Source organism: Pseudomonas laurylsulfatiphila (genome assembly GCF_002934665.1).
Lineage (GTDB): Bacteria > Pseudomonadota > Gammaproteobacteria > Pseudomonadales > Pseudomonadaceae > Aquipseudomonas > Aquipseudomonas laurylsulfatiphila.
In genome coordinates, this window is record NZ_NIRS01000003.1 from 1 (window position 1) to 26,123 (window position 26,123).

30 protein-coding genes are annotated in these 26,123 nt (G+C 61.1%); 19 read left to right on the forward strand and 11 right to left on the reverse strand.

Going from position 1 to position 26,123, the window contains the following annotated elements; translation table 11 throughout:
- Nucleotides 1-376: 376 nt before the first annotated feature.
- Together rhtA and CD175_RS10415 are read left to right on the forward strand one after the other, a co-directional pair.
- Nucleotides 377-1,264, forward strand: a complete 888-nt coding sequence (rhtA, locus tag CD175_RS10410; RefSeq protein WP_104448859.1) for a threonine/homoserine exporter RhtA — start codon at nt 377-379, stop codon at nt 1,262-1,264.
- 168 nt (nt 1,265-1,432) lie between these two features.
- The gene (locus CD175_RS10415) at nt 1,433-1,714 is read left to right on the forward strand and encodes a hypothetical protein (protein ID WP_104448860.1); all 282 of its coding nucleotides are present in this window, start codon (nt 1,433-1,435) and stop codon (nt 1,712-1,714) included.
- 14 nt (nt 1,715-1,728) lie between these two features.
- On the opposite strand, the gene CD175_RS10420 is transcribed toward CD175_RS10415, so the two are convergent.
- Nucleotides 1,729-2,289, reverse strand: coding sequence for a TetR/AcrR family transcriptional regulator (locus CD175_RS10420; RefSeq protein WP_104448861.1), 561 nt, complete (start codon nt 2,287-2,289; stop codon nt 1,729-1,731).
- 92 nt (nt 2,290-2,381) lie between these two features.
- On the opposite strand from CD175_RS10420, the gene CD175_RS10425 reads away from it, so the two are divergent.
- From CD175_RS10425 to CD175_RS10435, 3 genes are read left to right on the forward strand one after another with little or no spacing between them, the layout of a single operon-like run.
- Entirely contained in the window at nt 2,382-3,110 is a 729-nt protein-coding gene (locus tag CD175_RS10425; protein ID WP_104448862.1) for an SDR family oxidoreductase, read from the forward strand.
- Between the two features lie 36 nt (nt 3,111-3,146).
- Nucleotides 3,147-3,737 carry a 2-hydroxychromene-2-carboxylate isomerase gene (locus CD175_RS10430; protein WP_104448863.1) on the forward strand — a complete coding sequence of 197 codons (591 nt, stop codon included), beginning with the start codon at nt 3,147-3,149 and terminating at the stop codon, nt 3,735-3,737.
- A complete protein-coding gene (locus CD175_RS10435) occupies nt 3,653-4,093 on the forward strand; it encodes a LysR substrate-binding domain-containing protein (protein WP_338066213.1) in 441 nt (146 codons plus the stop codon). Before CD175_RS10430 ends, CD175_RS10435 begins: the two co-directional genes overlap by 85 nt.
- On the opposite strand, the gene CD175_RS10440 is transcribed toward CD175_RS10435, so the two are convergent.
- The 5 genes from CD175_RS10440 to CD175_RS10460 form a co-directional block, all read right to left on the reverse strand.
- Nucleotides 4,086-5,894, reverse strand: coding sequence for an aminopeptidase P family protein (locus CD175_RS10440; protein ID WP_104448864.1), 1,809 nt, complete (start codon nt 5,892-5,894; stop codon nt 4,086-4,088). The two genes, CD175_RS10435 and CD175_RS10440, sit on opposite strands and share 8 nt — an antisense overlap.
- Nucleotides 5,895-5,959: 65 nt before the next feature.
- Nucleotides 5,960-7,117 carry a cysteine desulfurase family protein gene (locus CD175_RS10445; protein ID WP_104448865.1) on the reverse strand — a complete coding sequence of 386 codons (1,158 nt, stop codon included), beginning with the start codon at nt 7,115-7,117 and terminating at the stop codon, nt 5,960-5,962.
- 206 nt (nt 7,118-7,323) lie between these two features.
- Complete coding sequence (locus CD175_RS10450; RefSeq protein WP_104448866.1) at nt 7,324-7,938, reverse strand: LysE family translocator; 615 nt, start codon at nt 7,936-7,938, stop codon at nt 7,324-7,326.
- Nucleotides 7,939-8,039: 101 nt separating this feature from the next.
- A complete protein-coding gene (locus tag CD175_RS10455; RefSeq protein WP_007973410.1) occupies nt 8,040-8,309 on the reverse strand; it encodes a hypothetical protein in 270 nt (89 codons plus the stop codon).
- 117 nt (nt 8,310-8,426) lie between these two features.
- Nucleotides 8,427-8,798 carry an antibiotic biosynthesis monooxygenase gene (locus CD175_RS10460; RefSeq protein ID WP_104448867.1) on the reverse strand — a complete coding sequence of 124 codons (372 nt, stop codon included), beginning with the start codon at nt 8,796-8,798 and terminating at the stop codon, nt 8,427-8,429.
- 95 nt (nt 8,799-8,893) lie between these two features.
- On the opposite strand from CD175_RS10460, the gene soxR reads away from it, so the two are divergent.
- The 10 genes from soxR to CD175_RS10510 all read left to right on the forward strand — a co-directional run bounded on the left by soxR (nt 8,894) and on the right by CD175_RS10510 (nt 16,407).
- Nucleotides 8,894-9,349: a redox-sensitive transcriptional activator SoxR gene (soxR, locus tag CD175_RS10465; RefSeq protein WP_104448868.1), complete on the forward strand. Its 456-nt coding sequence runs from the start codon at nt 8,894-8,896 to the stop codon at nt 9,347-9,349.
- Between the two features lie 126 nt (nt 9,350-9,475).
- Nucleotides 9,476-9,934, forward strand: a complete 459-nt coding sequence (locus tag CD175_RS10470) for a VOC family protein (RefSeq protein WP_104448869.1) — start codon at nt 9,476-9,478, stop codon at nt 9,932-9,934.
- A 245-nt stretch (nt 9,935-10,179) separates the two neighbouring features.
- The gene (locus CD175_RS10475; RefSeq protein WP_104448870.1) at nt 10,180-11,382 is read left to right on the forward strand and encodes a PepSY-associated TM helix domain-containing protein; all 1,203 of its coding nucleotides are present in this window, start codon (nt 10,180-10,182) and stop codon (nt 11,380-11,382) included.
- Nucleotides 11,379-11,921, forward strand: coding sequence for a PA2404 family protein (locus CD175_RS10480; RefSeq protein ID WP_104448871.1), 543 nt, complete (start codon nt 11,379-11,381; stop codon nt 11,919-11,921). Before CD175_RS10475 ends, CD175_RS10480 begins: the two co-directional genes overlap by 4 nt.
- Nucleotides 11,918-12,247: a hypothetical protein gene (locus CD175_RS10485; RefSeq protein ID WP_095968110.1), complete on the forward strand. Its 330-nt coding sequence runs from the start codon at nt 11,918-11,920 to the stop codon at nt 12,245-12,247. Before CD175_RS10480 ends, CD175_RS10485 begins: the two co-directional genes overlap by 4 nt.
- A complete protein-coding gene (locus CD175_RS10490) occupies nt 12,244-12,816 on the forward strand; it encodes a DUF6162 family protein (RefSeq protein ID WP_104448872.1) in 573 nt (190 codons plus the stop codon). Before CD175_RS10485 ends, CD175_RS10490 begins: the two co-directional genes overlap by 4 nt.
- A 35-nt stretch (nt 12,817-12,851) precedes the next feature.
- Nucleotides 12,852-13,778: a metal ABC transporter substrate-binding protein gene (locus tag CD175_RS10495; RefSeq protein ID WP_104448873.1), complete on the forward strand. Its 927-nt coding sequence runs from the start codon at nt 12,852-12,854 to the stop codon at nt 13,776-13,778.
- Between the two features lie 98 nt (nt 13,779-13,876).
- Nucleotides 13,877-14,605: a metal ABC transporter ATP-binding protein gene (locus CD175_RS10500; RefSeq protein ID WP_167399520.1), complete on the forward strand. Its 729-nt coding sequence runs from the start codon at nt 13,877-13,879 to the stop codon at nt 14,603-14,605.
- A complete protein-coding gene (locus CD175_RS10505) occupies nt 14,605-15,504 on the forward strand; it encodes a metal ABC transporter permease (protein ID WP_095968106.1) in 900 nt (299 codons plus the stop codon). The genes CD175_RS10500 and CD175_RS10505 overlap by 1 nt, the downstream gene beginning before the upstream one ends.
- Complete coding sequence (locus tag CD175_RS10510) at nt 15,505-16,407, forward strand: metal ABC transporter substrate-binding protein (protein WP_104448875.1); 903 nt, start codon at nt 15,505-15,507, stop codon at nt 16,405-16,407.
- Between the two features lie 205 nt (nt 16,408-16,612).
- Here CD175_RS10510 and CD175_RS10515 read toward each other — a convergent pair whose 3' ends face one another.
- The 4 genes from CD175_RS10515 to CD175_RS10535 form a co-directional block, all read right to left on the reverse strand.
- Nucleotides 16,613-16,840 (reverse strand): MbtH family protein, encoded by a 228-nt coding sequence (locus tag CD175_RS10515; protein WP_057713869.1) that lies wholly within the window; start codon nt 16,838-16,840, stop codon nt 16,613-16,615.
- A gap of 81 nt (nt 16,841-16,921) precedes the next feature.
- The gene (locus CD175_RS10520; RefSeq protein ID WP_104448876.1) at nt 16,922-18,334 is read right to left on the reverse strand and encodes an aspartate aminotransferase family protein; all 1,413 of its coding nucleotides are present in this window, start codon (nt 18,332-18,334) and stop codon (nt 16,922-16,924) included.
- 205 nt (nt 18,335-18,539) lie between these two features.
- Nucleotides 18,540-19,865 carry an ATP-binding protein gene (locus tag CD175_RS10530; RefSeq protein WP_104448878.1) on the reverse strand — a complete coding sequence of 442 codons (1,326 nt, stop codon included), beginning with the start codon at nt 19,863-19,865 and terminating at the stop codon, nt 18,540-18,542.
- A complete protein-coding gene (locus CD175_RS10535) occupies nt 19,862-20,542 on the reverse strand; it encodes a response regulator (protein WP_104448879.1) in 681 nt (226 codons plus the stop codon). The genes CD175_RS10530 and CD175_RS10535 overlap by 4 nt, the downstream gene beginning before the upstream one ends.
- A 388-nt stretch (nt 20,543-20,930) precedes the next feature.
- Between CD175_RS10535 and CD175_RS10540 the strand changes: the two genes are divergently transcribed.
- The 4 genes from CD175_RS10540 to dsbG are packed head-to-tail and all read left to right on the forward strand — an operon-like array spanning nt 20,931 to nt 25,133.
- Nucleotides 20,931-21,779 carry an SEL1-like repeat protein gene (locus tag CD175_RS10540; protein WP_240628968.1) on the forward strand — a complete coding sequence of 283 codons (849 nt, stop codon included), beginning with the start codon at nt 20,931-20,933 and terminating at the stop codon, nt 21,777-21,779.
- A gap of 14 nt (nt 21,780-21,793) precedes the next feature.
- Complete coding sequence (gene dsbD, locus CD175_RS10545) at nt 21,794-23,536, forward strand: protein-disulfide reductase DsbD (protein WP_104448880.1); 1,743 nt, start codon at nt 21,794-21,796, stop codon at nt 23,534-23,536.
- Nucleotides 23,536-24,390 (forward strand): TlpA family protein disulfide reductase, encoded by an 855-nt coding sequence (locus CD175_RS10550; RefSeq protein ID WP_104448881.1) that lies wholly within the window; start codon nt 23,536-23,538, stop codon nt 24,388-24,390. The genes dsbD and CD175_RS10550 overlap by 1 nt, the downstream gene beginning before the upstream one ends.
- Entirely contained in the window at nt 24,366-25,133 is a 768-nt protein-coding gene (dsbG, locus tag CD175_RS10555) for a thiol:disulfide interchange protein DsbG (protein ID WP_102700840.1), read from the forward strand. Before CD175_RS10550 ends, dsbG begins: the two co-directional genes overlap by 25 nt.
- 147 nt (nt 25,134-25,280) lie before the next feature.
- Here the strand turns inward: dsbG and CD175_RS10560 are convergent, their stop codons facing one another.
- Nucleotides 25,281-26,093, reverse strand: a complete 813-nt coding sequence (locus CD175_RS10560) for an alpha/beta fold hydrolase (RefSeq protein ID WP_104448882.1) — start codon at nt 26,091-26,093, stop codon at nt 25,281-25,283.
- Nucleotides 26,094-26,123 lie beyond the last annotated feature (30 nt).

The window sequence follows — 26,123 nt, forward strand, 5'->3', positions numbered from 1 at the left end:
AAGTTTTCAAGGAATCCTTAACAACTTCAACCACTTGCGCTTTCGATCTCTCGTCAGCGGGAGGCGAATTCTACAGCGTTACTCGCTGCTGTCAACACCTCTTTTTCAACTTCCTTTACGCTTCGATGACCTGAAGCAACCCGCTGTCGAAAACTGCGTAACTCTTTGTTTACCAAGGAGTTTTCCGTTTCGACTGCGCCGGAAGTGGGGCGAATTATAGGCCTCCAGAATCTGCCGTCAAGCACTGATTCAGGTTTTCTACCGATATGTGCAAAAACACTGCTTATATATAGACGCGCCTGCGGGGAATGCGCAGTATATTGCCCAACACAAACAGAAACACCCTTGATTCCCATATTTCGGACGATGCCACGTAATGAATGATCAGCCTCGCAGCCTGGCCTCTACCCTGTTCTCGGTTGGGCTGCTGCTCATAGCCATGGCGTCGATCCAGTCCGGAGCTTCCCTGGCCAAAAGCATGTTCTCCGTTGTCGGCCCCCAGGGGACGACAACATTACGGCTGATTTTTGCCAGTGTGATCATGATGCTGATACTGCGTCCATGGCGGGCAAAGCTCACCGCAAGGTCCCTGCGCACCGTCATCGTCTACGGGATGGCACTGGGCGGCATGAACTTCCTCTTCTATATGTCATTGCAAACCGTACCGCTGGGCATCGCGGTGGCGCTTGAGTTCACCGGCCCATTGGCCGTGGCGATCTACGCCTCGCGTCGCGCGATCGACTTTTTGTGGATCGCCCTGGCCGCCGTCGGCTTGCTGCTGCTGATACCGACTGGAGAAGCGAGCGCAGGAATTGATCTGGTAGGCGCCGGTTATGCCTTGGGGGCGGGGGTCTGCTGGGCACTGTACATTCTGTTCGGGCAAAAAGCGGGGGCCGATAATGGCGTGCAAACCGCCGCCCTAGGGGTAATGATCGCAGCACTCTTCGTAGCCCCTATCGGTATTGTCCATGCGGGTTCCGCTTTGCTGACCCTATCATTGATCCCTGTAGCCCTCGGCGTCGCCGTCTTGTCCACCGCCCTCCCCTACACCCTGGAGATGGTCGCCCTGACCCGCATGCCTGCCAGAACCTTCGGTACGCTGATGAGCATCGAGCCCGCCTTCGGCGCGTTATCAGGCTTACTGTTCCTACATGAATACCTCTCGCTGTCGCAGTGGATGGCAATCATGTGCATCATCCTGGCCTCCGTCGGTGCAACCATGACCATGGGCAATGCCACCAGGCCAGCAGTCGCGACAGATTGATAGCCGATATGACGCAGGTCTGGTATTTGCCGCTCAATTAAGCCATGTTTAGCCCCGCACCCAGAGTCATGCCATGGACAATTTCAGATAGGGATATCGCTACGCTTCAAGCGAAAGCGAATGCAGCCAGACCCGGGCACAAGATCCGGGGACGCTATAAGGACAGTAATGAAACGATTTTTGATGCTGGTCGCCGTACTTGCAATTGCGGGCTGCGCAGCGACATCCGACACACAGATCAAGCACGGCAGGAAAGGCCTACACATCAACTGTTCCGGACTGTCTTCGTCCTGGGACAAATGCTACGCCAGCGCTGCCAACTCCTGCGCACCCAAGGGGTACAAGGTCATCGCCAAGTCGGGAGACGCCGTGGAAGAGCCCGGTGATTATCCGTTTGGCCTCAACCCCGCGGGCTATACCAGCCGCAGCATGATTGTCATCTGCAAATAGGCAGGGCCGTCGCGTCAGGTTCCCGAACTTGCGATCTGACGGCCGATCTCCTCGTAGCTGGACTTCAGCACCGTGCGCTGGACATCCGGGCTAGCCAACATGCGTGCCACGACCAACGCGCCAATGCATTGCGACAGAATTGCCCACGCCAGGCTGTCGCTTTGCAGCACACCCGCCCAACTTTCCTGAAGGCGACAAATCCAGTGCTCTGCCTGTTGGCGGACACTCACATCGGAACGGGCAATTTCCGCCCCCAATGCCGGTAACGCACAACCAGTTTCCGCATTCTCGACGTGAGACATGCTCAGGTACATTTTCAGGCAGCGCTCAAGCTTGTCACGGTCCTGCCCTTCGCCCAGTCGCGCCAGACTTTGACCCAATTCACGTTCGACAATGGTTGCGAACAACTCGTCTTTCGACGAGAAGTGACTGTAGAAGGCCCCACCACTCAAGCCAATGGCTTTCATCAGGCCGTCTACACCCACCGTGGAAAAACCGGACTTCTTGGCCGACAACGCGCTGCTTTCCAGCAGCTTTTGCCTGGTTTCCAGCTTGTGACTGGCCGAATAACGCATTGCCCTTCCCCCTGAATTGCTCACCTTGACGTCCGTCAAATCATAGCATAACGTTCGTTTAGTTAACGATCGTTTACCAAAGGGATCCACCCATGAATAACAAGAAGGTCGTATTGGTCGTCGGTGCAGGTGATGCCACGGGCGGCGCCATTGCCAAGCGGTTTGCCCAGGAAGGGTTTGTCGCCTGCGTCACTCGCCGCAGCGCGGACAAGCTCCAGCCACTGGTGGAGGCCATCAAGGCTGATGGCGGCGAGGCCCACGGGTTTGCCTGCGATGCACGTAAAGAAGAAGACGTGATCGCGCTGGTCGAGCAGATCGAAAGCCAGCTCGGCCCCATCGAAGCATTTGTCTTCAACATCGGCGCCAACGTGCCGTGCAGCATTCTCGAAGAAACCGCCCGCAAGTATTTCAAGATCTGGGAAATGGCCTGTTTTTCCGGTTTTCTCAATGCCCGTGAAGTGGCCAAGCGCATGGCCAGGCGCCAGCGCGGCACGATCCTGTTCACCGGTGCCACTGCCGGCATGCGTGGTGCTGCCGGGTTCGCCGCATTTGCGGGTGCCAAGCATGGCATTCGGGCATTGGCGCAAAGCATGGCCCGGGAACTCGGGCCGATGAACATTCACGTTGCCCATGTCATCGTCGATGGCGCCATCGATACTGATTTCATCCGTGAAAGTTTCCCCGAGAAATACGCTACCAAGGATCAGGATGGCATCCTCAATCCCGAGCATATCGCTGAAAACTATTGGTACCTGCACAGCCAGCCCCGCGATGCCTGGACCTTCGAGCTGGACCTTCGCCCCTGGAGCGAACGCTGGTAATCGCCCACACACAACAATAAGACGAGCGCCTTGAACATGAGCAAAACCGTGGAGTTCTACTTCGACCTCGGCAGCCCCGCCACCTATCTGGCCTATACCCAGCTACCGAAGATTTGCGCACAGACCGATACCCGGCTGGTCTACATTCCGTTCTTGCTGGGCGGCGTATTCAAAGCCACCGGCAATGCTTCTCCGGCGACTATTCCGGCCAAGGGCCGCTACATGTTTCAGGACCTGGACCGCTACGCCAAACGCTACGGCGTGCCCCTCAAATTCAATCCGCACTTCCCGATCAACACCTTGATGCTCATGCGCGCCGTAACGGGCATGCAATTGCGCCACCCGGAACGCTTTGCCGCCTTCCTCGATTGCCTGTTCAAGGCCATCTGGGTAGAGGGCCGCAACCTGGACGAACCGGCAACCGTCGCGGCAGTGCTCAGCGAAAACGGCTTCAACCCACAGGAAGTGCTGGCCCTGACCGCCGATGAAGAAATCAAGACGGCGCTCAAGGACAACACCGAAAAAGCCGTACAGCGAGGCGTATTCGGAGCTCCGAGCATGTTTGTCGACAACCAGCTGTACTTCGGCCAGGATCGACTGGACTTCGTGCTCGAAGCCCTGAGTTAGACCTCGATGACCAACCGCCCCTTTGCCGCTCCCGACAAGAGCAGTGCATGGGCGGTTTCTGCCGATTCCAGCGTCACCAGGTGCGGATCAAGGGCAATGCGCAGAGCAACAGTTCCGAGGCGATCCGCGAACTGGTGCTGGGGGGATTGGGGATTGCGCTGTCGCCGGTGTGGTTGTTCAGCGAGGATCTGAAAGCCGGGAGAGTGACGGCGATTCTTCAGGACTACACAGCACAGTCGCTACCGATTCATGCCGTGTCCCCGGCGAATCGTCGCCAATCCGCCAGGGTCAAAGCCTTTGTCGACTACATGAGCCGGGCGCTGGAGACAGCGCCCGAACTGAAAGCAATCAAATAGCCGCGGTACGAGTGTTCAGCCATTCAAGGGCCGCACCCTCGACCAATGGGCTCAGGCGTTCGCGCACTTCGGCGTGGTAGGCGTTGAACCACTGCTTTTCGTCTTCGGTCAGCAGCGTGGTTTCCAGGCAACGAGTGTCGATCGGGCACAGGGTCAGCGTTTCGAACTTCAGGAACTCACCGAATTCGCTTTTGCCTGCTTCACGGTTCATCGCCAGGTTCTCGATCCGCACACCCCAACGGCCCGGACGATAGGTGCCCGGCTCAATGGACGTGATCATGCCCGGTTGCATCGCCGTTTGCGGGGCAGGTGCAGCCTGATAGGCGATGACTTGCGGACCTTCATGAACGTTGAGGAAGTAACCGACGCCATGACCGGTGCCGTGACCGTAGTCGACACTTTCCGCCCAGATCGGCGCACGGGCGATGGCATCGAGCAGCGGCGACAGAATGCCTTTCGGGAACTGCGCGCGGGACAAGGCAATCACGCCCTTGAGCACACGGGTGCAATCGCGCTTTTGCTCATCGGTCGGGGTGCCCACCGCAACCATCCGCGTGATGTCAGTGGTGCCGCCCAGGTACTGGCCGCCGGAGTCGATCAACAGCAGACCGTCCCCTTCGATGACCGCGTGTTCCTCTTCAGTGGCGTGGTAGTGCGGCATCGCGCCATTGGCGTTGTAGGCGGCAATGGTATTGAAGCTCAGCGACACGTAATCCGGACGGCGCTCACGGGCGGCGGTGAGTTTTTCGTCGATGGTCAGTTCGGTGATGCGCTCACGGCCCAGCGCCGAGTCCAGCCAGGCGAAGAATTCGCACAGCGCTGCGCCGTCCTGCTCCATGGCCTGGCGGATGTGTTCGGCGTCGGCCAGGCTTTTTTGCGATTTGGCCAGGGTGGTCGGGTTCAGGCCTTCGATCAGTTTCACCCCGCTGTCGAGGTTGTCCAGCAACCCCGCCGTGACCCGCGCCGGGTCGACTTGCAGGCTCGCGCCGCTCGGCACGGCGCGCAGTGCGGCGGCGACTTCGCTGTAATCGCGCAAGGTCACGCCGTCCTGTTCAAGGATGGCGCGCAGTTCGGCACTGACTTTGCTCAGGGCGACAAACAGCGTGGCCTGTTGCTGATTGATCAAGGCGAAGGAAACGAATACCGGGTTGAACGACACGTCGCCGCCACGCAGGTTGAACAGCCAGGCGATGTCATCGAGGGTAGCGATGAAATGCCAGTCGGCACCGCGGGCCTGAAGGGTTTCACGCAGTTTGGCGAGTTTTTCGCCACGGCTGACGGTCGCCTGTGGAGGCAAGTGCTGATAGATCGGTTCGTTCGGCAGGCTTGGGCGGTCGCTCCAGACTCCGCCAAGCAGGTCGATGTCGGTGCGCAGACGGGCGCCACGCTCTTCAAGTTTAGCGCCCAGGGTCCGTGCAGACGCCACGGCCATGACCGCGCCATCGACCGCGACAACGCCACCCTCGGGGGTTTGCTCGGCCAGCCATTCCAGTGGCCCGGGTTGACCCGGTTGCAGCTTGACCAGGTCAATGCCGCTGCCCTTGAGTTCCTTGGTCGCCTGCTCCCAGTAACGGCTGTCGGCCCAGACGCCGGCAAAATCCGGGGTCACGATCAGGGTGCCGACCGAGCCATGGAAACCCGACAACCACTGGCGCCCCTGCCAGTAACCCGGCAGGTATTCGGACAGGTGTGGGTCGGCCGACGGCACCAGCAAGGCGTGTATGCCCTCCCGGCTCATCAGTTCGCGGGTTTGCGCCAGGCGCCGGGGCACCGATCCATTGATCGAAAGCTGCGTATTCATCGTGTCTCCTGCTAACCACTTCATCATTATTGTTGAGTGCCGATCAACGTCGGCGCTTCGTCGCCCTATTGCCAGAATGCCGGAGCACTGGCGCAGGCTGCCTTGATCAGTTGAACCGCCTGGTCGATGTCCTGCTCGGTGGTAAAACGCCCGAGGCTCAAGCGGATGGTGCGGCTGGCCGAGCGGGCATCGTGCCCCAGGGCCAGCAGCACATGGGATGGAGTATTGCTCGCGGAGTTGCAGGCCGAGGTCGCGGAAAACGCGATCGAGGCCAGCAACGCCGCCGGGTTGAATTCGCCTTCTGCGAAGGTCAGGCTAAGGGTATGGGGAATGCGCCGGATCGGGCTGCCGTTGAGACGCACGCCGGGAATGTCCTGCAATTGCTCGAGCAAGCGTTCACGCAATCGCACGATGGTGGCTTTCTCTTCATCGAACGCAGCCGCCGCCAGCGCAAAGGCCGAGCCCATGGCCACGATCTGATGGGTCGCCAGGGTACCGGAACGTAGACCGCCCTCATGCCCGCCGCCATGGATCTGTGCCTGCAATCGTTGTTGGGCACGCGGACCGACGTACAACGCACCGATGCCTTTGGGGCCGTACAGTTTATGCGCGGAAAACGACATCAGGTCCACCGTCCACTGCCCGAGGTCGATCGCCACTTTGCCCGCGCCCTGTGCGGCGTCGACATGGAACAACGCCCCGCGTTCACGCACAACCTGACCGATGGCGGGAATATCGTTGAGCGTCCCCAGTTCGTTGTTGACCAGCATCAGCGACACCAGGAAGGTGTCTTCGCGCATGGCTTCGCTGACCGCTTGCGCAGTGATCAGCCCATCGGCATCCGGCACCAGGTACGTCACGGCGACACCGGCATCCTGCAGTTGCCTGGCGGTATCGAGAATGGCCTTGTGTTCGATCTGGCTGGTGATGATGTGGCCACCGCCAGTGCCGCGGCCCTGGGCTACGCCTTTGAGCGCGAGGTTGTTGGATTCGGTGGCGCCTGAGGTCCAGACGATCTGTTCAGGTGTCGCGCCGACCAGTTCGGCGACCTGGCGTCGCGCCTGCTCCACCGATTGCCGGGCCTGTTGGCCGAAAACATGAGAGCTTGAGGCCGGGTTGCCGAAATTGCCGGTAAAACCCAGACACTCGACCATCACCTTGATGACCCGCTCATCCACCGGCGTGGTGGCGGCGTAATCGAAATACAACGGACGTTTGTTCATAAAAGACTCGCAGAGCGTGTTCCGGGATCAGGAAGCTCGTGACTGTAAACGGCAAAGCGCAGCCTTGTGAGCTGCGCGCTGTTTTCAGAACGTTACCAATACCTGATCGGATGCCGTTAAAGAAGGACTACTTCATTTAATAGTGCGTAGGAACGCTCCTGAAAAGTCAGCTTAACAGGCATCGGGCAACCGGTTGAAGCAATGCGTCAGCTAAAGCTTTCGAGCAACAGCGGATACAACGACCCCACGAGCAGCGCGGCCATGCCCCAATTGAACAGGCGCAGCCAGCGGCGATCCTTCAGAACGTTGCGCAACAGCGTGCCGCAAGCGGCCCAGACACCAACGCTCGGCAGGTTGATGATGGCAAAGACGGCCGCAATCACGATCACATTGGTGAAGTAACCCTGCATCGGCGTGTAGGTGCTGATGGCGCCAATGGCCATGATCCAGGCCTTGGGGTTGACCCACTGGAACGCGGCGGCGCCCAGATAGCTGATCGGTTTCGCCTCGCTCTGCTGACTCTCCGACATGGGCCCGGAATGAGCGATTTTCCACGCCAGATACAGCAGATACGCCGCCCCCACGTAACGCAGCACGGTGTAGAGCAAAGGGTAAGCCTGGAATACCGCACCAAGGCCGAAGCCGACCGCCACCACCAGTACAAAGAAGCCACAAGTGATGCCGAGCATGTGCGGAATCGTGCGGTTGAAGCCAAAGTTCACCCCGGATGCCAGCAACATGGTGTTGTTCGGACCGGGAGTGATCGAGGTGACGAGGGCGAACAGGGCAAAGCCCAGCAGCAGATCGAGTGAGAGCGTCATGGGTGGCAGTCCGTCAGGGTCGGTCAGGTGTAGACCCTATCGCACACCTTGGGCGAAACCCATGGACAGTTACGCGAAACTTGGAGCAGTACAGTTTTGCCTCAGCTTGGACGTCCGTGAAGCTGTACAGATCGCCCGGCGTTCATTTCCCCCTGGTTGTCGTAGCTGAACGACTTTTGCGGCTGGCCGAGCAGTTCGGCTTTTTTCGCGTGGTATTCGTCGAAGGACAATCCGCGCCGGTTCAGCGCCTCCAGCGCCAGTTCCTTGCTTTCTTCAGCCGTGTAAGGCCGAAGCTCCGGGGAAACATGGCTGGCACATCCGGCGAGTACGGAGACAGCGAGCATCAGCAAAGTGGCGATCATCGGTTTCATTTCTGGCGTCCTGGCAACTGGGTTCGAGGCAATGAACACAGGCTACCCGCGCCTTCCGGACAGCAGAAATCAACGCTTTCAATAGTGGCTATCAGGAAATGACGATCATTGTCCTTATCAACGCTCGCCCACCAGACTGCAATGCAGTGCGTTGTCGTGGCTGCGCTCCAGGCTGTGCAGCACCTGGAACGATCCGAAGGTCACTGACTTCGCCTGATGGACGCGGATCAACTGCCAGAAATCCTGCTCGCCGTTTTCAAAGGCCTGGAACGCGGCCTCCCCTGCTTCGCGGGTTTGCCATTGCAGATAGTTGAGTACGCGCCGGCCATCGTCACTGGCCTGGATGCTGGCACTGAGAAAACCGCGGAGGTGTCGGGCCATATGTTCGGTCTGTGCCGACAAGGCCAACACCAGCGCGGGTTGTTGATGCGGCTCGATCTGGAACTCGATCAGTTGGGTAAAGCTGCGATTCTTCGCTGAGGTTTGCATGAAATGTCCCCACTCACAGGTAAGGCGAATCTTGCGATCCGAAGGCGTGCAGGCTAAAACCTCTAGTTAACTAGAGGTCAAGAGGCAATTTTTAAATGATCACCCCGGAAAACCTGCATAAGGAACTCACCGTCGGCCAGGTCGCGGCACGCAGCGGTGTGGCGGTCACGGCGCTGCATTTCTATGAGTCCAAAGGGCTGATCAAGAGCAACCGCAATCAGGGCAACCAGCGCCGCTACCCCAGGGAAGTGCTGCGGCGGGTGGCATTGATCAAGGTTGCCCAGCGCCTGGGGATTCCTTTGGCGGAGATCGGCGAAGCGCTCAAATCACTGCCCGACAACCGGGCGCCGACGGCGGCGGACTGGAAAATCCTGTCGGCGCAATGGAGCCGGGATCTGGATGAGCGCATCAACCAACTGACCCTGCTGCGCGATCGGCTCAACGGCTGCATCGGTTGTGGTTGCCTGTCGATGGAGGCTTGTCCACTGCGCAACGCAGGCGATGTGCTGGGAGAGCGCGGGCCGGGAGCGCACTGGCTGGAGCCGACCTGATGGCACTTGTGTGGCGTTGCTGCTCGTCGGGCGCTCGGTGAGGCGAAAGCGGCTGACCTATATTTACTCGGCTGTACAACGAAGCAGGTACTTTCCATTCACACAACAAGAACAGGGAGATCCATCATGAGTGTCAAACCCATTCCGGAGGGGTATCACAGCATCACCCCCTATCTGGGCATCCACAAAGCTGCCGAAGCCATCGATTTCTACAAGAAAGCTTTCGGTGCCATTGAGGTCATGCGCCTGGCCATGCCCGATGGTGGCATCGGTCACGCCGAACTGCGCATCGGCGATTGCCCGATCATGCTGGGCACACCGTGCGATCAAGGACCGCTGAGCAATCCGGACAATTCGCCGTCCGTGGGTCTGCATTTGTATGTGACGGATGTCGACAAGTCCTACAAACAGGCCATCGATGCCGGTGCCACCGTTGTATCGGAGGTCAAGGATCAGTTTTACGGCGATCGCTCGGGGACCTTGAAGGATCCCTACGGGCACCTGTGGTTCCTGGCGACGCGCAAGGAAGACCTGACTCAGGAACAGATTGAACAACGGGCGAAGGAAATGTTTCAGCAGGGTTGAAATCTTCGATGTCGGAGCGGGCCTCTTCGCGAGCAGGCTCGCTCCCACAGGGGCCCCGCCCCCTCCCACCGTCTCGCTAATGCGAAACATTTACTTTCATTTTCCCTTTCGGGATTTTCTTTGCTCATCCGTCTTATCTAGATGCAGTCCTGTCGCGTAGGCAAAAGCCACGACTGGACCTTCAGGGCGCTCATCCCTGCGAAGCCCGCAGCCGAGCTGCCTCTCATCCAGGCAAGACCTTCAATATGTCAAAGAAATCCCGTTCAAAAATCTGGTTCCTGGTCCATAGCTGGCTGGCGCTGCCGATCTGGTTTTTCGTGCTGATCGTCTGCGTGACCGGCACCCTGGCGGTGATCAGCCAGGAAATCGTCTGGCTGGCCAACCCGCCCATGCGCGCCAGCCAGCCCTCGGACGATGCACCACTGCTCAGCTATCAGCAGGTCATCGAGGCCATCAACAAGGCCGAGCCGCAGACCGTGGTGCAGAGCATCAGTCGGCCCGACGAGTCGCACTTCGCGCTGGATGTCGAAGTCAGCTATCCCGACGGACGCTCGGTGGTGATTTATGTCAATCCATACAGCGGCGTGATCCAGGGCGTCGCGCCGGAGTTCAACTTCCGCGCCTTCACCCGGGCGCTGCACGGTTGGTGGCTGGTGCCGTTCACCAACGGCTACAGCTGGGGCTGGTACCTTGTGTCGTTTCTCGGCTTGCCGCTGCTGGCTTCGCTGGTCACCGGGCTGGTGGTCTACAAACGTTTCTGGAAAGGCTTTTTCCGCCCGACCCTGCGGATTCGCCACGGAGCGCGGATTTTCTGGGGCGACTTCCATCGCTTGAGCGGCATCTGGTCAATCTGGTTCATCGCGGTGATTTCCATCACCGGCACCTGGTTCCTGATCCAGGCCTTGCTGTTCGATAACCAGATTTCCATCTCCACGGAAAAGATCATTCCGGCGATGTCCCGCGAAGCGGTACCGCTGTCGCCCGATGGGTCGCCCCCGCCGCGCATCGACCTTGATCGCGCGATTGAAATTGCCACGCAGAGAATCTCCGGGCTGGAAGCCAGCTTCGTCAGCCTGCCGGGCAATGCCTACAGCCATCTGGATGTCGGGGGACGCGGCTGGTATCCACTGATGTTCCAGACCGCGACCCTCAATCCGTACACCGGCGAAATCGCCGCCTCGCGCCTGATTTCCGACCGTTCGGCCCTGGAGTTCGTCACCGAGTCCATGCGCCCGCTGCACACCGGCGACTTCGGTGGCCTGTGGATCAAGCTGATCTGGGCGTTCTTCGGCCTGTTGCTGAGCATGATGGTGCTCAGCGGCTTGCTGATCTGGACCAAGCGCACGGCACTGGCCACGGCCAATGCCTTCAAGCGCAGCAACAGGACACCGCGCAGCGCCACGGCGCAACCGGCCACCCGCAAGGAAACATCGGAGGCCAACCTGTGAGCAAAGACATTGCGGTCTCACAACCCTCGCGCCTGAACCTGTTCTGGCACAAATGGCGCTTTCACCTGAATGTCCTGTTGCTGCTGATTCCACTCGGCTTCATGCCCAAGTACTTCGCAGATGAAGCATTGATGCGTGGCGACAGTGGCCTGGGCGAACGCGAAGTCGGCGAAGTCCAGGTCGGCCCCTGGAGCCTGCGCCTGGCGGAGTTGCGCAACGCCGCCCCCACGCTCGATGGCCCGGCCGGCTACATGAAGGGTTTCAACGCAGCGCTGTGCGAGGCCTGTATCGGACAGGTCAAGGCCACCTACCTGCGCATCGGCAAACCCCGCAGCCTGCGCGCCGCCGGCGTGATTTTCTTCGGCACGCCGTACCGCATGGGCGCTTCACTGCCCGTCCCGGAAAAGACCACGGCCGACGCCGAGCTGTGGATCACCATGGAAGGCTGGGACGGCGCCATGCATCAGGCATCCATTCCTTTGAGCCAGGCCTCTCCCGCCACCATCGCCTGGCTGAACAAACAAGGAGGCAAACCATGATCAACCCGCTTCGTCCCCTCAACACCCTGTTGCTGCTGCTCTGCGCCGGCTTCAGCGCCAGCGCCCTGGCCCACAATCCGATGTGCGAATGCAAGGCCATCGACGCCGAGCAGATCAAATGCACCGGTGGTTTTTCCGACGGCAGCGGCGCTCCGGGCGTGACCCTCGATGTGATCGGCTACGACGAAACCATTCTGGTGCCTGGCAAACTCGGAGCCGACTCGACCCTGACGTTCAAGAAACCCGGCGCCGAGTTCTACGTGCTGTTCGACGCAGGCCCCGGTCACGTGGTGGAAATCGACCAGGCGGACATCCAGGCGCCATGAATACTTCAACGACCCAAGTGGTGCGCCCGGCCGGTGCCGGCCACGAAACCCTCTACGTCCTGCTGCTGTGCCTGATGATCCTTGCGGTCGCCGGTTCGGTGGTGCTCTGGCGCGGGGAATCCCATGAGGTGAGCAGCGTCAACAGCCACCAACTGGATGCGCGTCGCGACCTCAGCGCTGCCGAGCAAGGCATCTACGCCGATTTGCGGGTGACCCTGGACGAGATTCATTTGCTGCGCCAGGAACAACAAACCCTGCCGACTCCCGCGGCCCTCGCCGACGAGGGTTTTGCCCCGTTTGCCCGGGATGCCAGCTCCGTCAGCCGTGGCAGCCATGCCTGGCAATTGCTCAACTCCAAGGCCTACTTCGGCCAGAGCCAGACGCCGACGGTCGCCGGTTCATTCCTGATGCGCCTGACCGCCACCGATGACGCTCCGGACATCTGGCTCAACCGCGCCAGCACGCTCACCGCCCCGGCCGACCTCAGCGACAGCGCGCTCGAAAGCGCCGGCTGGCAACAGATCGTCGCGCAATTCGATGCCGGCGTAACCCGCCAGCACCGGCATTGAACCCTCGCCCTCACCCGAGAGAAGACCGCTTTCCCATGCCCATTTCATCTCAACGTTCTATCTTGCGCGTGCTGCTGATCGGCCTGCTGGCCTGCCTGCTGCCATCCTTCGCCAGTGCCGACGCAGCCAAGCGCCTGCGCATCGGCATCACCCTGCACCCGTATTACAGCTACGTGGCGAACATCGTCGGCGACAAGGCCGAAGTGGTGCCGCTGATTCCGGCCGGTTTCAACCCGCATGCCTACGAACCCCGCGCCGAAGACATCAAGCGCATCAGCGGGCTGGACGTGATCGTGCTTAACGGCGTAGGCCATGATGATTTCGCCGACCGCATGATCGCCGCCAGCGAAACCCCGAACGTGCCGGTGATCGAAGCCAATGAAAACGTGCCGCTGCTCGCCGCCACCGGTGTTGCCGCCCGGGGTGCCGGCAAAGTGGTGAACCCGCATACCTTCCTGTCGATCAGCGCCTCGATCGCCCAGGTCAACAACATCGCCCGGGAACTGGGCAAGCTCGATCCGGCCAATGCCAAAACCTACACCGAGAACGCCCGCGCCTACGGCAAGCGCCTGCGCAAGATGCGCGCCGATGCCCTGGCCAAACTGACCCAGGCGCCGAACGCCGAGTTGCGCGTGGCCACGGTGCACGCCGCCTACGACTACCTGCTGCGCGAATTCGGCCTGGAAGTGACAGCCGTAGTCGAGCCGGCCCACGGCATCGAGCCGAGCCCGAGCCAGTTGAAAAAGACCATCGACCAACTGCGTGAGCTGGACGTGAAGGTGATCTTCTCGGAGATGGATTTTCCCTCCACTTATGTCGACACCATCCAGCGCGAATCCGGCGTGAAGCTGCATCCGCTGTCGCATATTTCCTACGGCGAATACACCGCCGACAAGTACGAAAAGGAAATGACCGGCAACCTCGACACCGTGGTGCGGGCGATTCAGGAGTCAGGGGCATGACGTCGAAAGAAACCATCCTGGCCGATGCAGAGTCCCCTGTGGGAGCGAGCCTGCTCGCGAAGGCGCCCAGTCAGTCAACATCATCGTTGAATGACACAATGCTGCTCCCACAGGTTCCCGGCCCGGCCCTGGATTTCGCCAACGTCAGCCTGACGCTGGGCCGCACGACGATCCTCGACAGGGTGACCTTCCAGGTCCGCCCCGGCAGCGTGCATGCGCTGGTCGGCCCCAACGGCGGCGGCAAGAGCTCGCTGATCAAGACCCTGCTCGGGCAAATGCCGCATCAGGGCCGCTTGTGCCTGCAGTGGTCGGCCGGGCCGGGAACCATCGGCTATGTGCCACAGGCGCTGGAGTTCGACCGGGGTTTGCCGATGACCGTCGACGATTTCATGGCTGCCATGTGCCAGCGTCGCCCGGCCTTTCTCGGTTTGAGCAAACATTACGCGGCGGCGATTGGCGAGGCCCTTGAGCGGGTCGGCATGCAGGACAAGCGCAAGCGCCGCATGGGTGCATTGTCCGGTGGCGAACGCCAGCGGGTATTGCTGGCCCAGGGGCTGATCCCGCCTCCGCAACTGCTGGTGCTCGACGAGCCGATGTCGGCCCTCGATGAGGCCGGGATCCGGGTGTTCGAACGCCTGCTCGGCGACTGGCGAGCGGCGGGCATCACCGTGCTGTGGATCGAGCACGACCTGGAAGCGGTCGGGCGCCTGGCCGATCACGTCACCGGCCTCAATCGCCGCGTGCTGTTCGACGCCACGCCGCAACAGGCACTGACGCCGGAGCGCCTGCTGACGCTGTTCTCGACTCACCCACGGAGCCTTGCCTGATGAGTTACGAAGCTTTTCGCCTGATGGTCCAGGGTTGGGCATCGTCGGGTTATCTGCCCGAGGCGCTGGCCTATGGATTTGTGGTCAATGCGCTGCTCGCCGGCCTGCTGATCGGCCCGGTGCTGGGCGGCCTGGGTACGCTGGTGGTGGTCAAGCGCTTCGCGTTTTTCTCCGAAGCCGTCGGCCATGCCGCGTTGACCGGCGTGGCCATCGGCATTTTGCTCGGCGAACCCTACACCGGCCCCTACGGCAGCCTGTTCGGCTACTGCCTGCTGTTCGGCATTCTGCTCAACTACCTGCGCAACCGCACCGGCCTGGCGCCTGACACCTTGATCGGCGTGTTCCTCTCGGTATCGCTCGCCTTGGGCGCCAGCCTGCTGTTGATTCTGGCGGGCAAGATCAACGTGCACATCCTGGAAAACGTGCTGTTCGGTTCGGTGCTGACGGTCAACGGCAATGACTTGCTGGTGCTGGCCATTGTCGGTTCGCTGGTGATGGCCCTGGCTTTGCCTTTGTACAACCGCATCATGCTCGCCAGCTTCAATCCGCAACTGGCGGCGGTGCGCGGGGTGGCGGTGAAGGCCCTGGATTATCTGTTCGTGATTCTGGTGACGCTGATCACCGTCGCTGCGGTGAAGGTCATCGGTGCGATTCTGGTCGGCGCGCTGCTGGTGATTCCGGCAGCGGCGGCGCGTTTGCTCAGCCAATCGCTGAAGGGCTTTTTCTGGTGTTCGGTGCTGATCGCCACCGTCAGCACGCTGTGCGGGATTCTCGCACCGATCGTCTTCGACCTGCCGATTCCGTCCGGCGCCGCGATCATCCTCGTGGCCGGTATCGCCTTCGCCCTGGCCGCCATTGCGCGCGGCATCGTCCCCAGCCTGAAAGGGAACCTTGGATAAATGATTGTTTCTCTGCGCCAACTGACCCTCGCGGTGGCCCTGTGCGGGCTGACCGCCACGACCTTCGCCGCAAACAACGGCAAACCGCTGCGCGTGCTGGCCGCTTTGCCGATTACTTATGGTCTCGGTGAAGTGCTGCTCAAGGGCACCGATGTCAGCCTCGAACGCGCCGCGCCGGCCAATCTACCCGGCAGCCGCCAGACAGCCTACTTCACCGGCCGAGGTGCTCCGGCGCTGGCCCAACTGGCGAAGGATGCCGATGCGGTGATCGGCCTTCGCTCACTATGGCCAGATGACCCGCTGTACCCGATCTCCCGGCGCAGCAATATCCGTATCGTCGAAGTCGATGCCGCCCGCCCGGTGGACGGCGCCCTGCCCGGCATCGCCGTGCAGCCGGGCAACAGCGTCGACGGCCTCAACAGCCAGCCGTGGTTTTCCAGCAACAACATGGGCCGCATGGCCGACGTGATGGCGGCGGACCTGGTACGCCTGGCCCCCGAGGCCAAGCCCAGGATCGAAGGCAACCTGGCGGTGTTGAAGCAGCGTTTGCTCAAGCTCAGCGCTGACAGCGAAGCGCGGCTTGCTGCGGCCGATAACCTCAGTGTGATGAGCCTCAGCGATCATTTCGGCTACCTGATCGGTGGGCTCAATCTGGAGCTGGTGGGGCTGGATGCGCGACCGGATGCGCAATGGACAGCGGAAGCGCTCAAGGCGTTGAGCGCGATGCTCAAGGACAATGATGTGGCGGTGGTACTGCATCACCGGCAGCCTTCGGATGCTGTGAAAGCGGTGATTGCCGAATCGGGTAGCCGGTTGGTGGTGTTGAGCACCGATGCCGGGGATCCGGTGGCGGAGCTGGAGGGGAATGTGGACTTGCTGATCAAGGGGTTGAGCGGCGCGTAGTCCTGTAGGAGCTGGCTTGCCAGCGATGGACTCAAAGGCACCGCGCTCATCCATTGAGTACTCGTCTTCGTTAACGCCCATCGCTGCGATGCGGCGACCCGACAAGCCAGCTCCTACAGGTTCTGCGATGCGCACAAATTTGCTGCCAGAGATGAAAAAGCCCGCTGACCTTACCGGCTCAGCGGGCTCTTTTATGCGCGACGACTCAGTGCGCCACAGCCGCCTGCTCATCCATCTTCTGGCGAAGGCTCAACGGACGCATGTCGGTCCAGGTCTCTTCGATATAGGCCAGGCATTCCTTTTTCAGCCCGCTTTTGCCCACGGTGCGCCAGCCCTGCGGCACGGCTTTGTAATCGGGCCAGATCGAGTATTGCTCTTCATGGTTGACCACGACCTGAAAGAGGATGTCCTCGCGGTCGAATACTGAAGTCATGCTGTCTCTCCATCGATGTTGAGCGGGCTGCGCCGTGTGCGCAGCCGTTATGTAGAAGGAACGTTGCGCGGCGCGAAAAATTTACAGATCGTGGGTGGCAGCAGCCAGGGCCCGGCCGAAAATCCCGGCCACCTGATCGATTTCCGCAGCGCTGATCACCAGTGGCGGCAGGAAGCGCACCACCGCGCCATGACGGCCGCCGAGTTCCAGGATCAAGCCACGCTTGAGGCATTCGCGCTGTACCAGGGGTGCCAGGCGGGCGAACGCCGGCGGGTGACCCTGGGCATCCGGTGCGCCCGTCGGATCGACCAGTTCGACACCGAGCATCAAGCCACGCCCACGAATATCACCCAGTTGCGGGAAGTCCCGTTGCAGGATGCGCAGGTGCTCTGCCAGGCGCTCGCCCATGGCGGCGGCATGCTCGCAGACCTTGTGTTCGACCAGATAACGTATCACTGCGGAACCGGCGGCCATGGCCATCTGGTTGCCACGGAAGGTCCCGGCGTGGGCGCCCGGCAGCCAGGTGTCGAGCCACTCGCGGTAGACCACCACCGCCAGCGGCAGGCTGCCGCCGATGGCCTTGGACATCACCACGACATCGGGAATGATCCCGGCGTGCTCGAAGGCAAACATCTTGCCGGTACGGGCGAATCCGCTCTGGATTTCATCGACGATCAGGGCAACGCCCGCCTTTTCGGTGATCCGCCGCACACCGCGCAACCAGTCCAGGTCGGCCGGGATCACCCCACCCTCGCCCTGCACCACCTCCACGATCACCGCCGCTGGCAATTGCACGCCGGCCTCGGGATCGTTGAGCAGGTTTTCCAGATAACTCAGGTTGGCTTTCACCCCTGGCGCACCGCCCAACCCGAACGGGCAGCGGTAATCGTAAGGGTACGGCATGAACTGCACGCCGCTGCCGAGCAAGGCGCCCAGCGGCTTTTTCGGCCCGAGGCTGCCCATCAGGCTCAGCGCGCCCTGGCTCATGCCGTGATACCCGCCCTGGAACGAGATCACAGTGCTGCGGCCAGTGGCGGTACGCACCAGCTTCAGGGCGGCTTCCACGGCATCGGTGCCCGTAGGACCGCAGAACTGGATCTTCGCTTCAGCGGCCAGGGCAGGCGGCAGCAGGCCGAACAGGTCCTGGACGAACTGATCCTTGACCGGGGTGGTCAGGTCCAGGGTGTGCAACGGCAGTTCATCGGTCAGCACCTGCTGGATGGCCTGGATCACCACCGGGTGGTTGTGCCCCAGTGCCAGGGTCCCGGCACCGGCCAGGCAGTCGATGAACGTGCGGCCTTCGACGTCTTCGACATGAATACCCTTGGCGCGCTTGAGCGCCAGGGGAATGCGTCGTGGATAACTGCGGGCGTTTGATTCTTGCTGGCTCTGGCGGGCCAGCAACGGTGATTCGTTAAATTGATAAAGCGTCTCGGCGGACGTCGGAGCGACCCGGGCCGGCTGATCTTCGATAAGGCTGGTAGCGACTGACATCTCTCGACCCCTCAATACGGTTTTCCTGTTCTGGAAACGCATCAGCGGGGTGAGGATTTAGACTTTCAAGCCGCTTTCTTGAGCCCCCCGGAAAAACTGTGGGAGCGAGCCTGCTCGCGAAGGCGCTGGGTCAGTCAACATTTATGTCGACTGACACTGCGCCTTCGCGAGCAGGCTCGCTCCTACAGGGGTTCTGCGGTGTTTTTCAGACCGGTTGCAGCGGCATCGTCAGTTCGACCCGCAAGCCGTCCGGTCGGCTATCGAAAAGCAGCGTACAACCGCAACGCTGAACGATCGCCTGGACAATCGCCAGCCCCAGGCCACAACCCGTGCTCTGGCCGTTGCGCCAGAAGCGTTGGGTCAAGTGTTGCAAATCCTCTTCGGCAATCCCCGGCCCATGGTCGCGCACCACGAACTGCACACGATTGCCGGTGGTTTCCAGGCTCAACTCCACCGCTTTGTCGGCGGGAGTGTGGCGCAGTGCGTTGTCGAGCAAATTGCGCAGCGCGGCGATCGACAGCACCGCGGGCATTTGTACTGGCGCAGCAGAGACCTTGCCCGGCGCCTGAAACCTGATGCGCTGGCGATCACCGCTCGCCGCATCCTGGATCGCCAGTTTTGCCACTTGCTCGGCGTTGCACTGCACACCGTCGTCAAACGACAGGCTGCCCTCGACTCGCGCCAACAGCAGCAATTGCTCGAGGGTGCGGTGCATGCGATCCGCCCCTTCTTCGGCGCGCGCCAGGGATTGGTCCCGGGCACTACCGTCGGTCATGCGCGCCACTTGCAGGTGGGTCTTGATGGCGGTCAGCGGGCTGCGCAACTCGTGGGCCGCGTCACCAGTCAGGCGACGTTCGCGCTCGATGGTCTTGCCGATGCGCTGGAGCAACTGGTTCTGGGTTTCCAGCAAGGGTTGCAGCTCGCTGGGCAATGGCTGGATCTGCAAGGGTTCCAGGGAGTCGGCGCTGCGGCGCATCAAGGCGTCGCGCATGCGGTTGAGCGGCGCCAGCCCCTGGCCGATGCCCAGCCAGAGCAGGCACAGGCAACCGAGCAGTGCCACGCCCACCGGTACCGAAGCGGCCAGCAGGATCGACATGTTCAACGCCTCACGCTCAATCTGCCGGTCGGCGGTGGTGATGCGCAGATCGCCCCGGGCCAGTGTGAAACTGCGCCACGGCGCGCCGTCGATCATCTGATCGTGAAAACCCAGCTTCTCGGCCTCCAGAGTCTGCTGCGGATCGGTGTGGCTGCGGGCCAGGATTTCACCGCGCAACGAGCTGACCTGGCACGCCATGCCACCCGGTATGTTCAATTGTTCGGCGCTGAAGTGGGTGCCCTCGCCCTTGCTCGGCACGGGCGGCAGTTGCTCCATCAGGCCGGCGACCATGCGCGCCGACGCCACCAGGCGCTGGTCGAGGGAAAACATCATTTGATTGCGCAAATCGCTGAGCATCCAGGCCGCGGCCAGGGCCCAGATCAGCGCAAACGCGGCGCCAAGCGTCAGGCTCAGGCGCAAACGCAGACTCATCACTTCGATTCTTCTCCGCCATCAGCCGGCCCCAGGCGATAACCCAGGCCGCGTACGGTCTCGACAATGCCATTGCCGAGCTTGCGCCGCAGGTGATGGATATGGACGTTGAGGGCGTTGCTTTCCAGTTCGTCATTGAAACCGTAGACGCTGTCCTTCAGCTGCTCGGTGGACAGCACCCGGCCACGGTTATGCAACAAGGCTTGCAGCAGCGACTGCTCGCGACGCGAGAGGTCCACCGGCTGGCCGGCGAGTGTGGTTTCGCGGCTGCTCGGGTCGTAGGTCAGGGCGCCGTGCTCGATCAGGTTGACGCTGCGCCCCGCCACCCGTCGCAACAGCGTGTGCAGGCGCGCAGCGAGTTCGCGCAGGTCGAAGGGTTTGAGCAGGTAATCATCGGCACCGGCTTGCAGGCCATCGACGCGGTCGGTGACCGAATCACGCGCGGTGAGGATCAAAACCGGCAACTCCAGGCCCTGATGGCGCAATTGCTGCAGCAGCTTGAGGCCGTCTTCGTCCGGCAGCCCGAGGTCGAGCACCATGACATCGAACTCCGCCACCTTGAGCATCGCCCGGGCGGAAGACGCCGTGGCCACATGTTCCACGGTCAGGCCCTGGGCGGTCAGACCGGCGACGATGCCACTGGCGATCAGTTCATCGTCTTCGCAAACCAGTACGTGCATGGTGAAACCTTCGCAAATATGACGATTGAATACACCGTCGATTAACTCCGGATTATGCCTGCGACCCGGAGTGGGACAATGGCGCCCCAGGATTGATTGAATGCAATACATATGTACCGCATCCATCCCTCCCCATCTCAATAGTCTGTGTCGGGTAGCACTCAAATTCAATTCAACACAGGCACACACCATGTATACCCACGAATCTGCGCTCACGACACTTTTTAACCTGCGTGACGGGTTGGTCATGCAAACCACCCAGGTGACCGAACTGCAAATACAAGCCACGACCAAGGGACTGGCATAGTACAACCTGGGCGAGTTCACCCATTCGCAAACCTACCTGACCATTGGCGCAACAGCTGGCAATCGGGATGCGCAATATGCCTTGGGCGAAGTCTTCAGGCGCCGGGCAAAGGGCCTGAGCGATGATGCCAAAAAGTGGTATGGACTGGCCGCGGCGCAAAATCATGTGTATGCCCTGATGCGGCTGGGCGACGATGACTCCCTGAAAAAGGCCAGGGAACTGGCTCAGGCAGAGGCGGATAAAGGCAATGCCGACGCCATGCTGGCGCTGTACGAACTGGACCAGGACATTGCGACGCTAAAAAAAGCGGCCGATGCCGGATCGATGGAGGCCCAGTACATTCTCGCGATCAAATATGAGGAGGACGAGACGCTCATTGTCGACAAAGCCGAGCGGGATATCGCCATCGACGGTTTACTGAAAAAAGCCGCCGCCAGTGGTTTTTCCAGGGCCATGCACTGGTGCGCCAATCGACCGCCAATCCTCTGGGATCTCCCGGTCAGGCGTCAATGGGTTGAAAAACGTGCACAGCGCAATGATGTCTACGGATTACTGAACTATGGCCGTGCCCTCGGTGGTTTCTACACCGCTGAAGATGGCGCTGACGAATATGGCTTCACGGAGGATCTGGTCAAAAGTTACGGTTTGTTCTGGCTGATCACCGAAACCACCCGGGAGTTGTCCGTACACGCCCTGGCCGCGCAGGACCTGCAGACCATTGCGAAAGACATGACAACCGCTCAGATCGATGCGGCGCCGGCAGTGGGAAGCCGATCATCCGCCAATGTCCGAGTACAGGCTGACCTACAGCTCGGTCAGATGATCGGACCTGGACAACGACACCACGCGGCATCTGTCACTGCAAACGCTCGACTTGACTGCGTTAACACCCGGTTAATCGATGGCCATCATCGTGGACGGATTATATAAGCCAGGTGTTGTCGATGCGTTACTTCGTTTTCTTGCTGCTGGCATTGTTTGCCGGCCTGGGGCAGGCCCAGGCCGGCAACAATCCATTTGAAACAAAACCTGAATTTCTTCCAGTCGACAAGGCCTTTGCCTTTACTTCCGAACGCCTGGAATCCGGTGAGACTCAGCTGTTCTGGCAAATTACCGACGGCTATTACCTGTATCAAAAACGTTTGAAGTTCGACGGTTTACCCGTCGAGCAGCATCCCGCTTTGCCCCAAGGCGAAGATCACAGCGATGAGTTCTTCGGTCAGCAACAGGTCTATCGCCAGGCCCTGGAACTGAAGATTCCAGCCGGGGCCAGTGGTCAGGTGAAAGTCAGTTACCAGGGTTGCGCCGATGCGGGTTTGTGTTATCCACCGCAAACCAGAATCGTCGATCTGGGCGATGCCCGTGTGGCGAACACCCTCACTGAAGCACCGGACCAGGCGCTGGCCAGCGGCCTGCAGCAACGGGCGCTGGGCTGGAGCCTTGTGCTGTTCTTCGGCCTGGGCCTGTTGCTGGCCTTCACCCCCTGTTCATTGCCGATGCTGCCGATTCTGGCGGGATTGATCGTCGGCAGCGGCGCCACGCCCAAGCGCGGTTTTGCCCTGGCCGGCAGTTACGTGGTCAGCATGGCGCTGGTGTATGCGGCGATGGGTGTCCTGGCCGCCTCCCTGGGGGCGAACCTGCAAGCCTGGTTGCAAAACCCCTGGCTGCTGGGCAGTTTCGCGGCGATTTTCGTGTTGCTGGCGCTGCCGATGTTCGGCTACTTCGAGCTGCAACTGCCGGTGGCCGTGCGTGATCGCCTGGAAAACGTCTCGCGCAATCAACGCGGCGGCAGCCTGATCGGCGCCGGGGTGCTGGGCGCCCTGTCCGGTCTGCTGGTCGGGCCTTGCATGACTGCACCACTGGCCGGTGCCCTGCTCTACATCGCGCAAAGCGGTAACGCGTTGCATGGCGGATTGATTCTGTTTGCCATGGGCATCGGCATCGGCGTACCGCTGCTGTTGCTGGTGACCGTGGGCAATCGCTTCATGCCCAAGCCGGGCGCCTGGATGAACCTGGTCAAAGGCATTTTCGGCTTTCTGTTCCTCGCCACCGCGTTGCTGATGTTGCGCCCGGTGCTGGACGAATCCCTGTGGGTCGGCTTGTGCGGTGCGCTGCTGTTGATCACGGCGTACAGTGCCTGGAAACAGTCGGAAGGTTTCGGCCGCATTGCCCACCTGTTTGGCGCCAGTTCATTGCTGCTCGGTTTGTGGGGCAGCCTGCTGGTGATCGGGGCGGCCGGTGGCAGTGACGATCCGTTCAAGCCGTTGCAGGTTTTCCGCGCCTCGAACCAGGCGGTGGCCGCCGTGCCGGTTGGCCACGATGCCTTCACCACCATCAAGGATCCGCAGGCATTGCAACGGGAGCTCGACGCCGCGCAGGCGCAGGGCCAGTGGGTGCTGCTGGACTACTACGCTGACTGGTGTGTGTCGTGCAAGGTCATGGAAAAACAGGTCTTCGGCAACACCAATGTCCTGCAAGCCTTGAGCGATGTGCGCTTGCTCCGCCTGGACGTCACCGCCGACAATGCCGCCAGCCGCGAGTTGCTCGGCCGTTACAAAGTGCCAGGGCCACCGAGCCTGCTGTGGATTGGCGCTGACGGTGAAGAACGGCGCAGCCAGCGCATCACCGGCGAGGTCGATGCCGACACTTTCCTGCAACGCTGGATTACCACCCGAGACGCCCGTTAATGCTGACCTTCACCCTCGGCACCTTTGCCATCGCGCTCAATCACCTGCTGCTGATCAGTGCGCTGGCACTGGCCACTTTTGTCGGCTGGCGGGTGGCCAAGCGTGGCGGAGATAACCCCGAGTCCGCGCTGTTCAGCCTGTTTCTGCTGGGCATGCTGGCGGCCCGGATCGGTTTCGTTGCGATCTATTGGGCGCACTACCGCAATGATCCGTGGCAGATCATCGACCTGCGCGATGGCGGTTTTCTCGCCTGGCCGGGGGTGATTGTCGTGCTGCTCGCCACGCTGTATCGCGGCTGGCGTCGCCCGGGTCTGCGCCGCCCACTGGGCTTTGGCGCGGCCAGCGGCCTGGCGTTCTGGATGCTCGCAACGTTCTCCCTGTCGATTTATGAACAAGGCACACGCCTGCCGGAAATCGCCCTGCGCAACGCCGCCGGCGAAACCGTGCAACTGGCCGACTACAAGGGCGGCCCGTTGGTCATCAATCTCTGGGCCACCTGGTGCCCGCCGTGCCGCCGGGAAATGCCGGTGCTGGAAAGCGCCCAGCAACAACGTCCGGACCTGACGTTCCTGTTCGTCAATCAGGCGGAAAGCATGCAAAGCGTCGCGACCTTTCTGGAGACCCAGGGCCTGAGCCTGTCCAATGTGCTGTTCGACGGCGGCGGGCGACTGGGCCAGGCCGTCGGTTCCATGGCATTGCCGACTACGCTGTTCTACAGCCCCGAAGGTCGCCTGCTGGGCAGCCATCTGGGTGAGCTGTCAAACGCCAGCCTGGCTCGCGCACTGGAAAACTTCGACACCCTATCCGCCACCTCTTCAAGGAAACTGCCATGCCCCGCCTCCGCCACCTGCTGACCCTGAGCCTCGGTGCTGCCCTGCTGCACCTGCCATCGGTGCAGGCCGAAGAGTTGCCCGATGCGATCAGGAAAATCGAGGCCAAGGGCGCGAAAATCGTCGGCCAGTTCGACGCCCCTGACGGCTTGCGCGGGTATGCCGCGCAATACCAGGGCCGCGGTATGGCGCTGTACCTGACCCCGGATGGCAAACACGTGTTGCTGGGCAACCTGTATGACGCCGAGGGTAATGACCTGAGCAGCGCGCCATTGCAGAAACTGGTGTACGCGCCGATGGCCAAGGAAGTCTGGGCCAAGTTCGAAACCAGCAACTGGATCGGCGACGGCAAGAAGGATGCGCCGCGCGTGGTGTACCTGTTCAGTGACCCGAACTGCCCGTACTGCAACATGTTCTGGGAACAGGCGCGGCCGTGGGTCAAGGCCGGCAAGGTGCAGTTGCGCCACATCATGGTGGGCATCATCCGCGAAGACAGCCCGGGGAAATCCGCCGCACTGCTTGCCGCCAAAGACCCGGAAAAAGCCCTGCAGGACCACGAAGCCGCCGGCAAGGGCAGCTCGCTCAAGGCCTTGAAGGAAGTACCGCCAGCGATTCAGGCAAAGTTCGCGGCCAACATGCAATTGATGGAAGAGCTGGAGTTGCAGGCGACCCCGGCGATTTTCTACATGGACGACAAGGGTAATCTGCAACAACAGCAAGGCGCGCCGTCACCGGACAAACTGGTGAAGATTCTCGGGCCGAAGTAAGTAGCCCGCCGTCGGATTCACGGTGATCACACTGACGCCATCGCGGGCAAGCCCGCTCCTACAGGAGACTATGGTGTTCACAAAATCTGTGTTCGCCACCTGCCCTTGTGGGAGCGGGCTTGCCCGCGATGAGGCCAGCACAACCGACTAAACTCTCTCGGCCAAAAATGCCAGCAGGGTTTCGGTCACGAACTGCGGATTCTCCAGACTGGAAATATGCCCCGCCTCCGGCACCAGCACCCACGGGCAACCGATCAACTCCGCCATTTCACGGGCTTCCTCCGGCGGACGCGGAATGTCCTGATCACCGCACATCACCAGAGTGCAGGCAGCGTCCAGCTCGCCCAGCCGGTTCATACAGTCATCACGACCAAAGGTAATGCGCCCCATCGGCACGATGCTTTCACGCAGGCGATCGGCGGGCAAGGCAGCCAACGCAGCACGGAAGTTCCGATACAGCGCCGATTGCGGGTCGATACCGGGGCGAAAGAAGATCGGCACCACAATGTCCAGCAGCGCAGGAGTGATGACACCCGCCTCTTCGATCTGCTTCAACAGTGAAAAGTAATACTGGCGGGTCGGCTCAGGTTCCGCGCCGACATAGGTGTCCATCAGCACCAGACCGTTGATCCGGTGTGCAGCCGATAAGGCCAGGCGCGTTCCCCACATGCCACCGACCGACAAACCGACCAGCGTGACCCGCTCGATGTCCAGATGATCGAGCAAGACCAATGCCTGACGCGCCAGGTCATCCAGCGATACAGTGCCGACAGGCAACGGCCCGGATTGACCGAGCCCCCACAGGTCCAGGGCTATCACACGATACTGTTGCGCCAGCGCGGCAATCTGCGGCGCCCACATGCCCTGGTCCCACAGGTAACTGCCGGCCAGCAGCACCGCCGGGCCTGTGCCTTGATCGATGTAGTGAAGGGCTTGTCCATCTATCGTTACGAAGGGCATCGACTGTCTCCGCGGGAAAAATTGAACCGG

Coding starts and splice junctions, on each gene's coding strand:
- rhtA (WP_104448859.1), top strand. CDS start 377: ATGAATGATCAGCCTCGCAGCCTGGCCTCTACCCTGTTCTCGGTTGGG.
- CD175_RS10415 (WP_104448860.1), top strand. CDS start 1,433: ATGAAACGATTTTTGATGCTGGTCGCCGTACTTGCAATTGCGGGCTGC.
- CD175_RS10420 (WP_104448861.1), bottom strand. CDS start 2,289: ATGCGTTATTCGGCCAGTCACAAGCTGGAAACCAGGCAAAAGCTGCTG.
- CD175_RS10425 (WP_104448862.1), top strand. CDS start 2,382: ATGAATAACAAGAAGGTCGTATTGGTCGTCGGTGCAGGTGATGCCACG.
- CD175_RS10430 (WP_104448863.1), top strand. CDS start 3,147: ATGAGCAAAACCGTGGAGTTCTACTTCGACCTCGGCAGCCCCGCCACC.
- CD175_RS10440 (WP_104448864.1), bottom strand. CDS start 5,894: ATGAATACGCAGCTTTCGATCAATGGATCGGTGCCCCGGCGCCTGGCG.
- CD175_RS10445 (WP_104448865.1), bottom strand. CDS start 7,117: ATGAACAAACGTCCGTTGTATTTCGATTACGCCGCCACCACGCCGGTG.
- CD175_RS10450 (WP_104448866.1), bottom strand. CDS start 7,938: ATGACGCTCTCACTCGATCTGCTGCTGGGCTTTGCCCTGTTCGCCCTC.
- CD175_RS10455 (WP_007973410.1), bottom strand. CDS start 8,309: ATGAAACCGATGATCGCCACTTTGCTGATGCTCGCTGTCTCCGTACTC.
- CD175_RS10460 (WP_104448867.1), bottom strand. CDS start 8,798: ATGCAAACCTCAGCGAAGAATCGCAGCTTTACCCAACTGATCGAGTTC.
- soxR (WP_104448868.1), top strand. CDS start 8,894: ATGATCACCCCGGAAAACCTGCATAAGGAACTCACCGTCGGCCAGGTC.
- CD175_RS10470 (WP_104448869.1), top strand. CDS start 9,476: ATGAGTGTCAAACCCATTCCGGAGGGGTATCACAGCATCACCCCCTAT.
- CD175_RS10475 (WP_104448870.1), top strand. CDS start 10,180: ATGTCAAAGAAATCCCGTTCAAAAATCTGGTTCCTGGTCCATAGCTGG.
- CD175_RS10485 (WP_095968110.1), top strand. CDS start 11,918: ATGATCAACCCGCTTCGTCCCCTCAACACCCTGTTGCTGCTGCTCTGC.
- CD175_RS10490 (WP_104448872.1), top strand. CDS start 12,244: ATGAATACTTCAACGACCCAAGTGGTGCGCCCGGCCGGTGCCGGCCAC.
- CD175_RS10495 (WP_104448873.1), top strand. CDS start 12,852: ATGCCCATTTCATCTCAACGTTCTATCTTGCGCGTGCTGCTGATCGGC.
- CD175_RS10500 (WP_167399520.1), top strand. CDS start 13,877: ATGCTGCTCCCACAGGTTCCCGGCCCGGCCCTGGATTTCGCCAACGTC.
- CD175_RS10505 (WP_095968106.1), top strand. CDS start 14,605: ATGAGTTACGAAGCTTTTCGCCTGATGGTCCAGGGTTGGGCATCGTCG.
- CD175_RS10510 (WP_104448875.1), top strand. CDS start 15,505: ATGATTGTTTCTCTGCGCCAACTGACCCTCGCGGTGGCCCTGTGCGGG.
- CD175_RS10515 (WP_057713869.1), bottom strand. CDS start 16,840: ATGACTTCAGTATTCGACCGCGAGGACATCCTCTTTCAGGTCGTGGTC.
- CD175_RS10520 (WP_104448876.1), bottom strand. CDS start 18,334: ATGTCAGTCGCTACCAGCCTTATCGAAGATCAGCCGGCCCGGGTCGCT.
- CD175_RS10535 (WP_104448879.1), bottom strand. CDS start 20,542: ATGCACGTACTGGTTTGCGAAGACGATGAACTGATCGCCAGTGGCATC.
- dsbD (WP_104448880.1), top strand. CDS start 21,794: ATGCGTTACTTCGTTTTCTTGCTGCTGGCATTGTTTGCCGGCCTGGGG.
- CD175_RS10550 (WP_104448881.1), top strand. CDS start 23,536: ATGCTGACCTTCACCCTCGGCACCTTTGCCATCGCGCTCAATCACCTG.
- dsbG (WP_102700840.1), top strand. CDS start 24,366: ATGCCCCGCCTCCGCCACCTGCTGACCCTGAGCCTCGGTGCTGCCCTG.
- CD175_RS10560 (WP_104448882.1), bottom strand. CDS start 26,093: ATGCCCTTCGTAACGATAGATGGACAAGCCCTTCACTACATCGATCAA.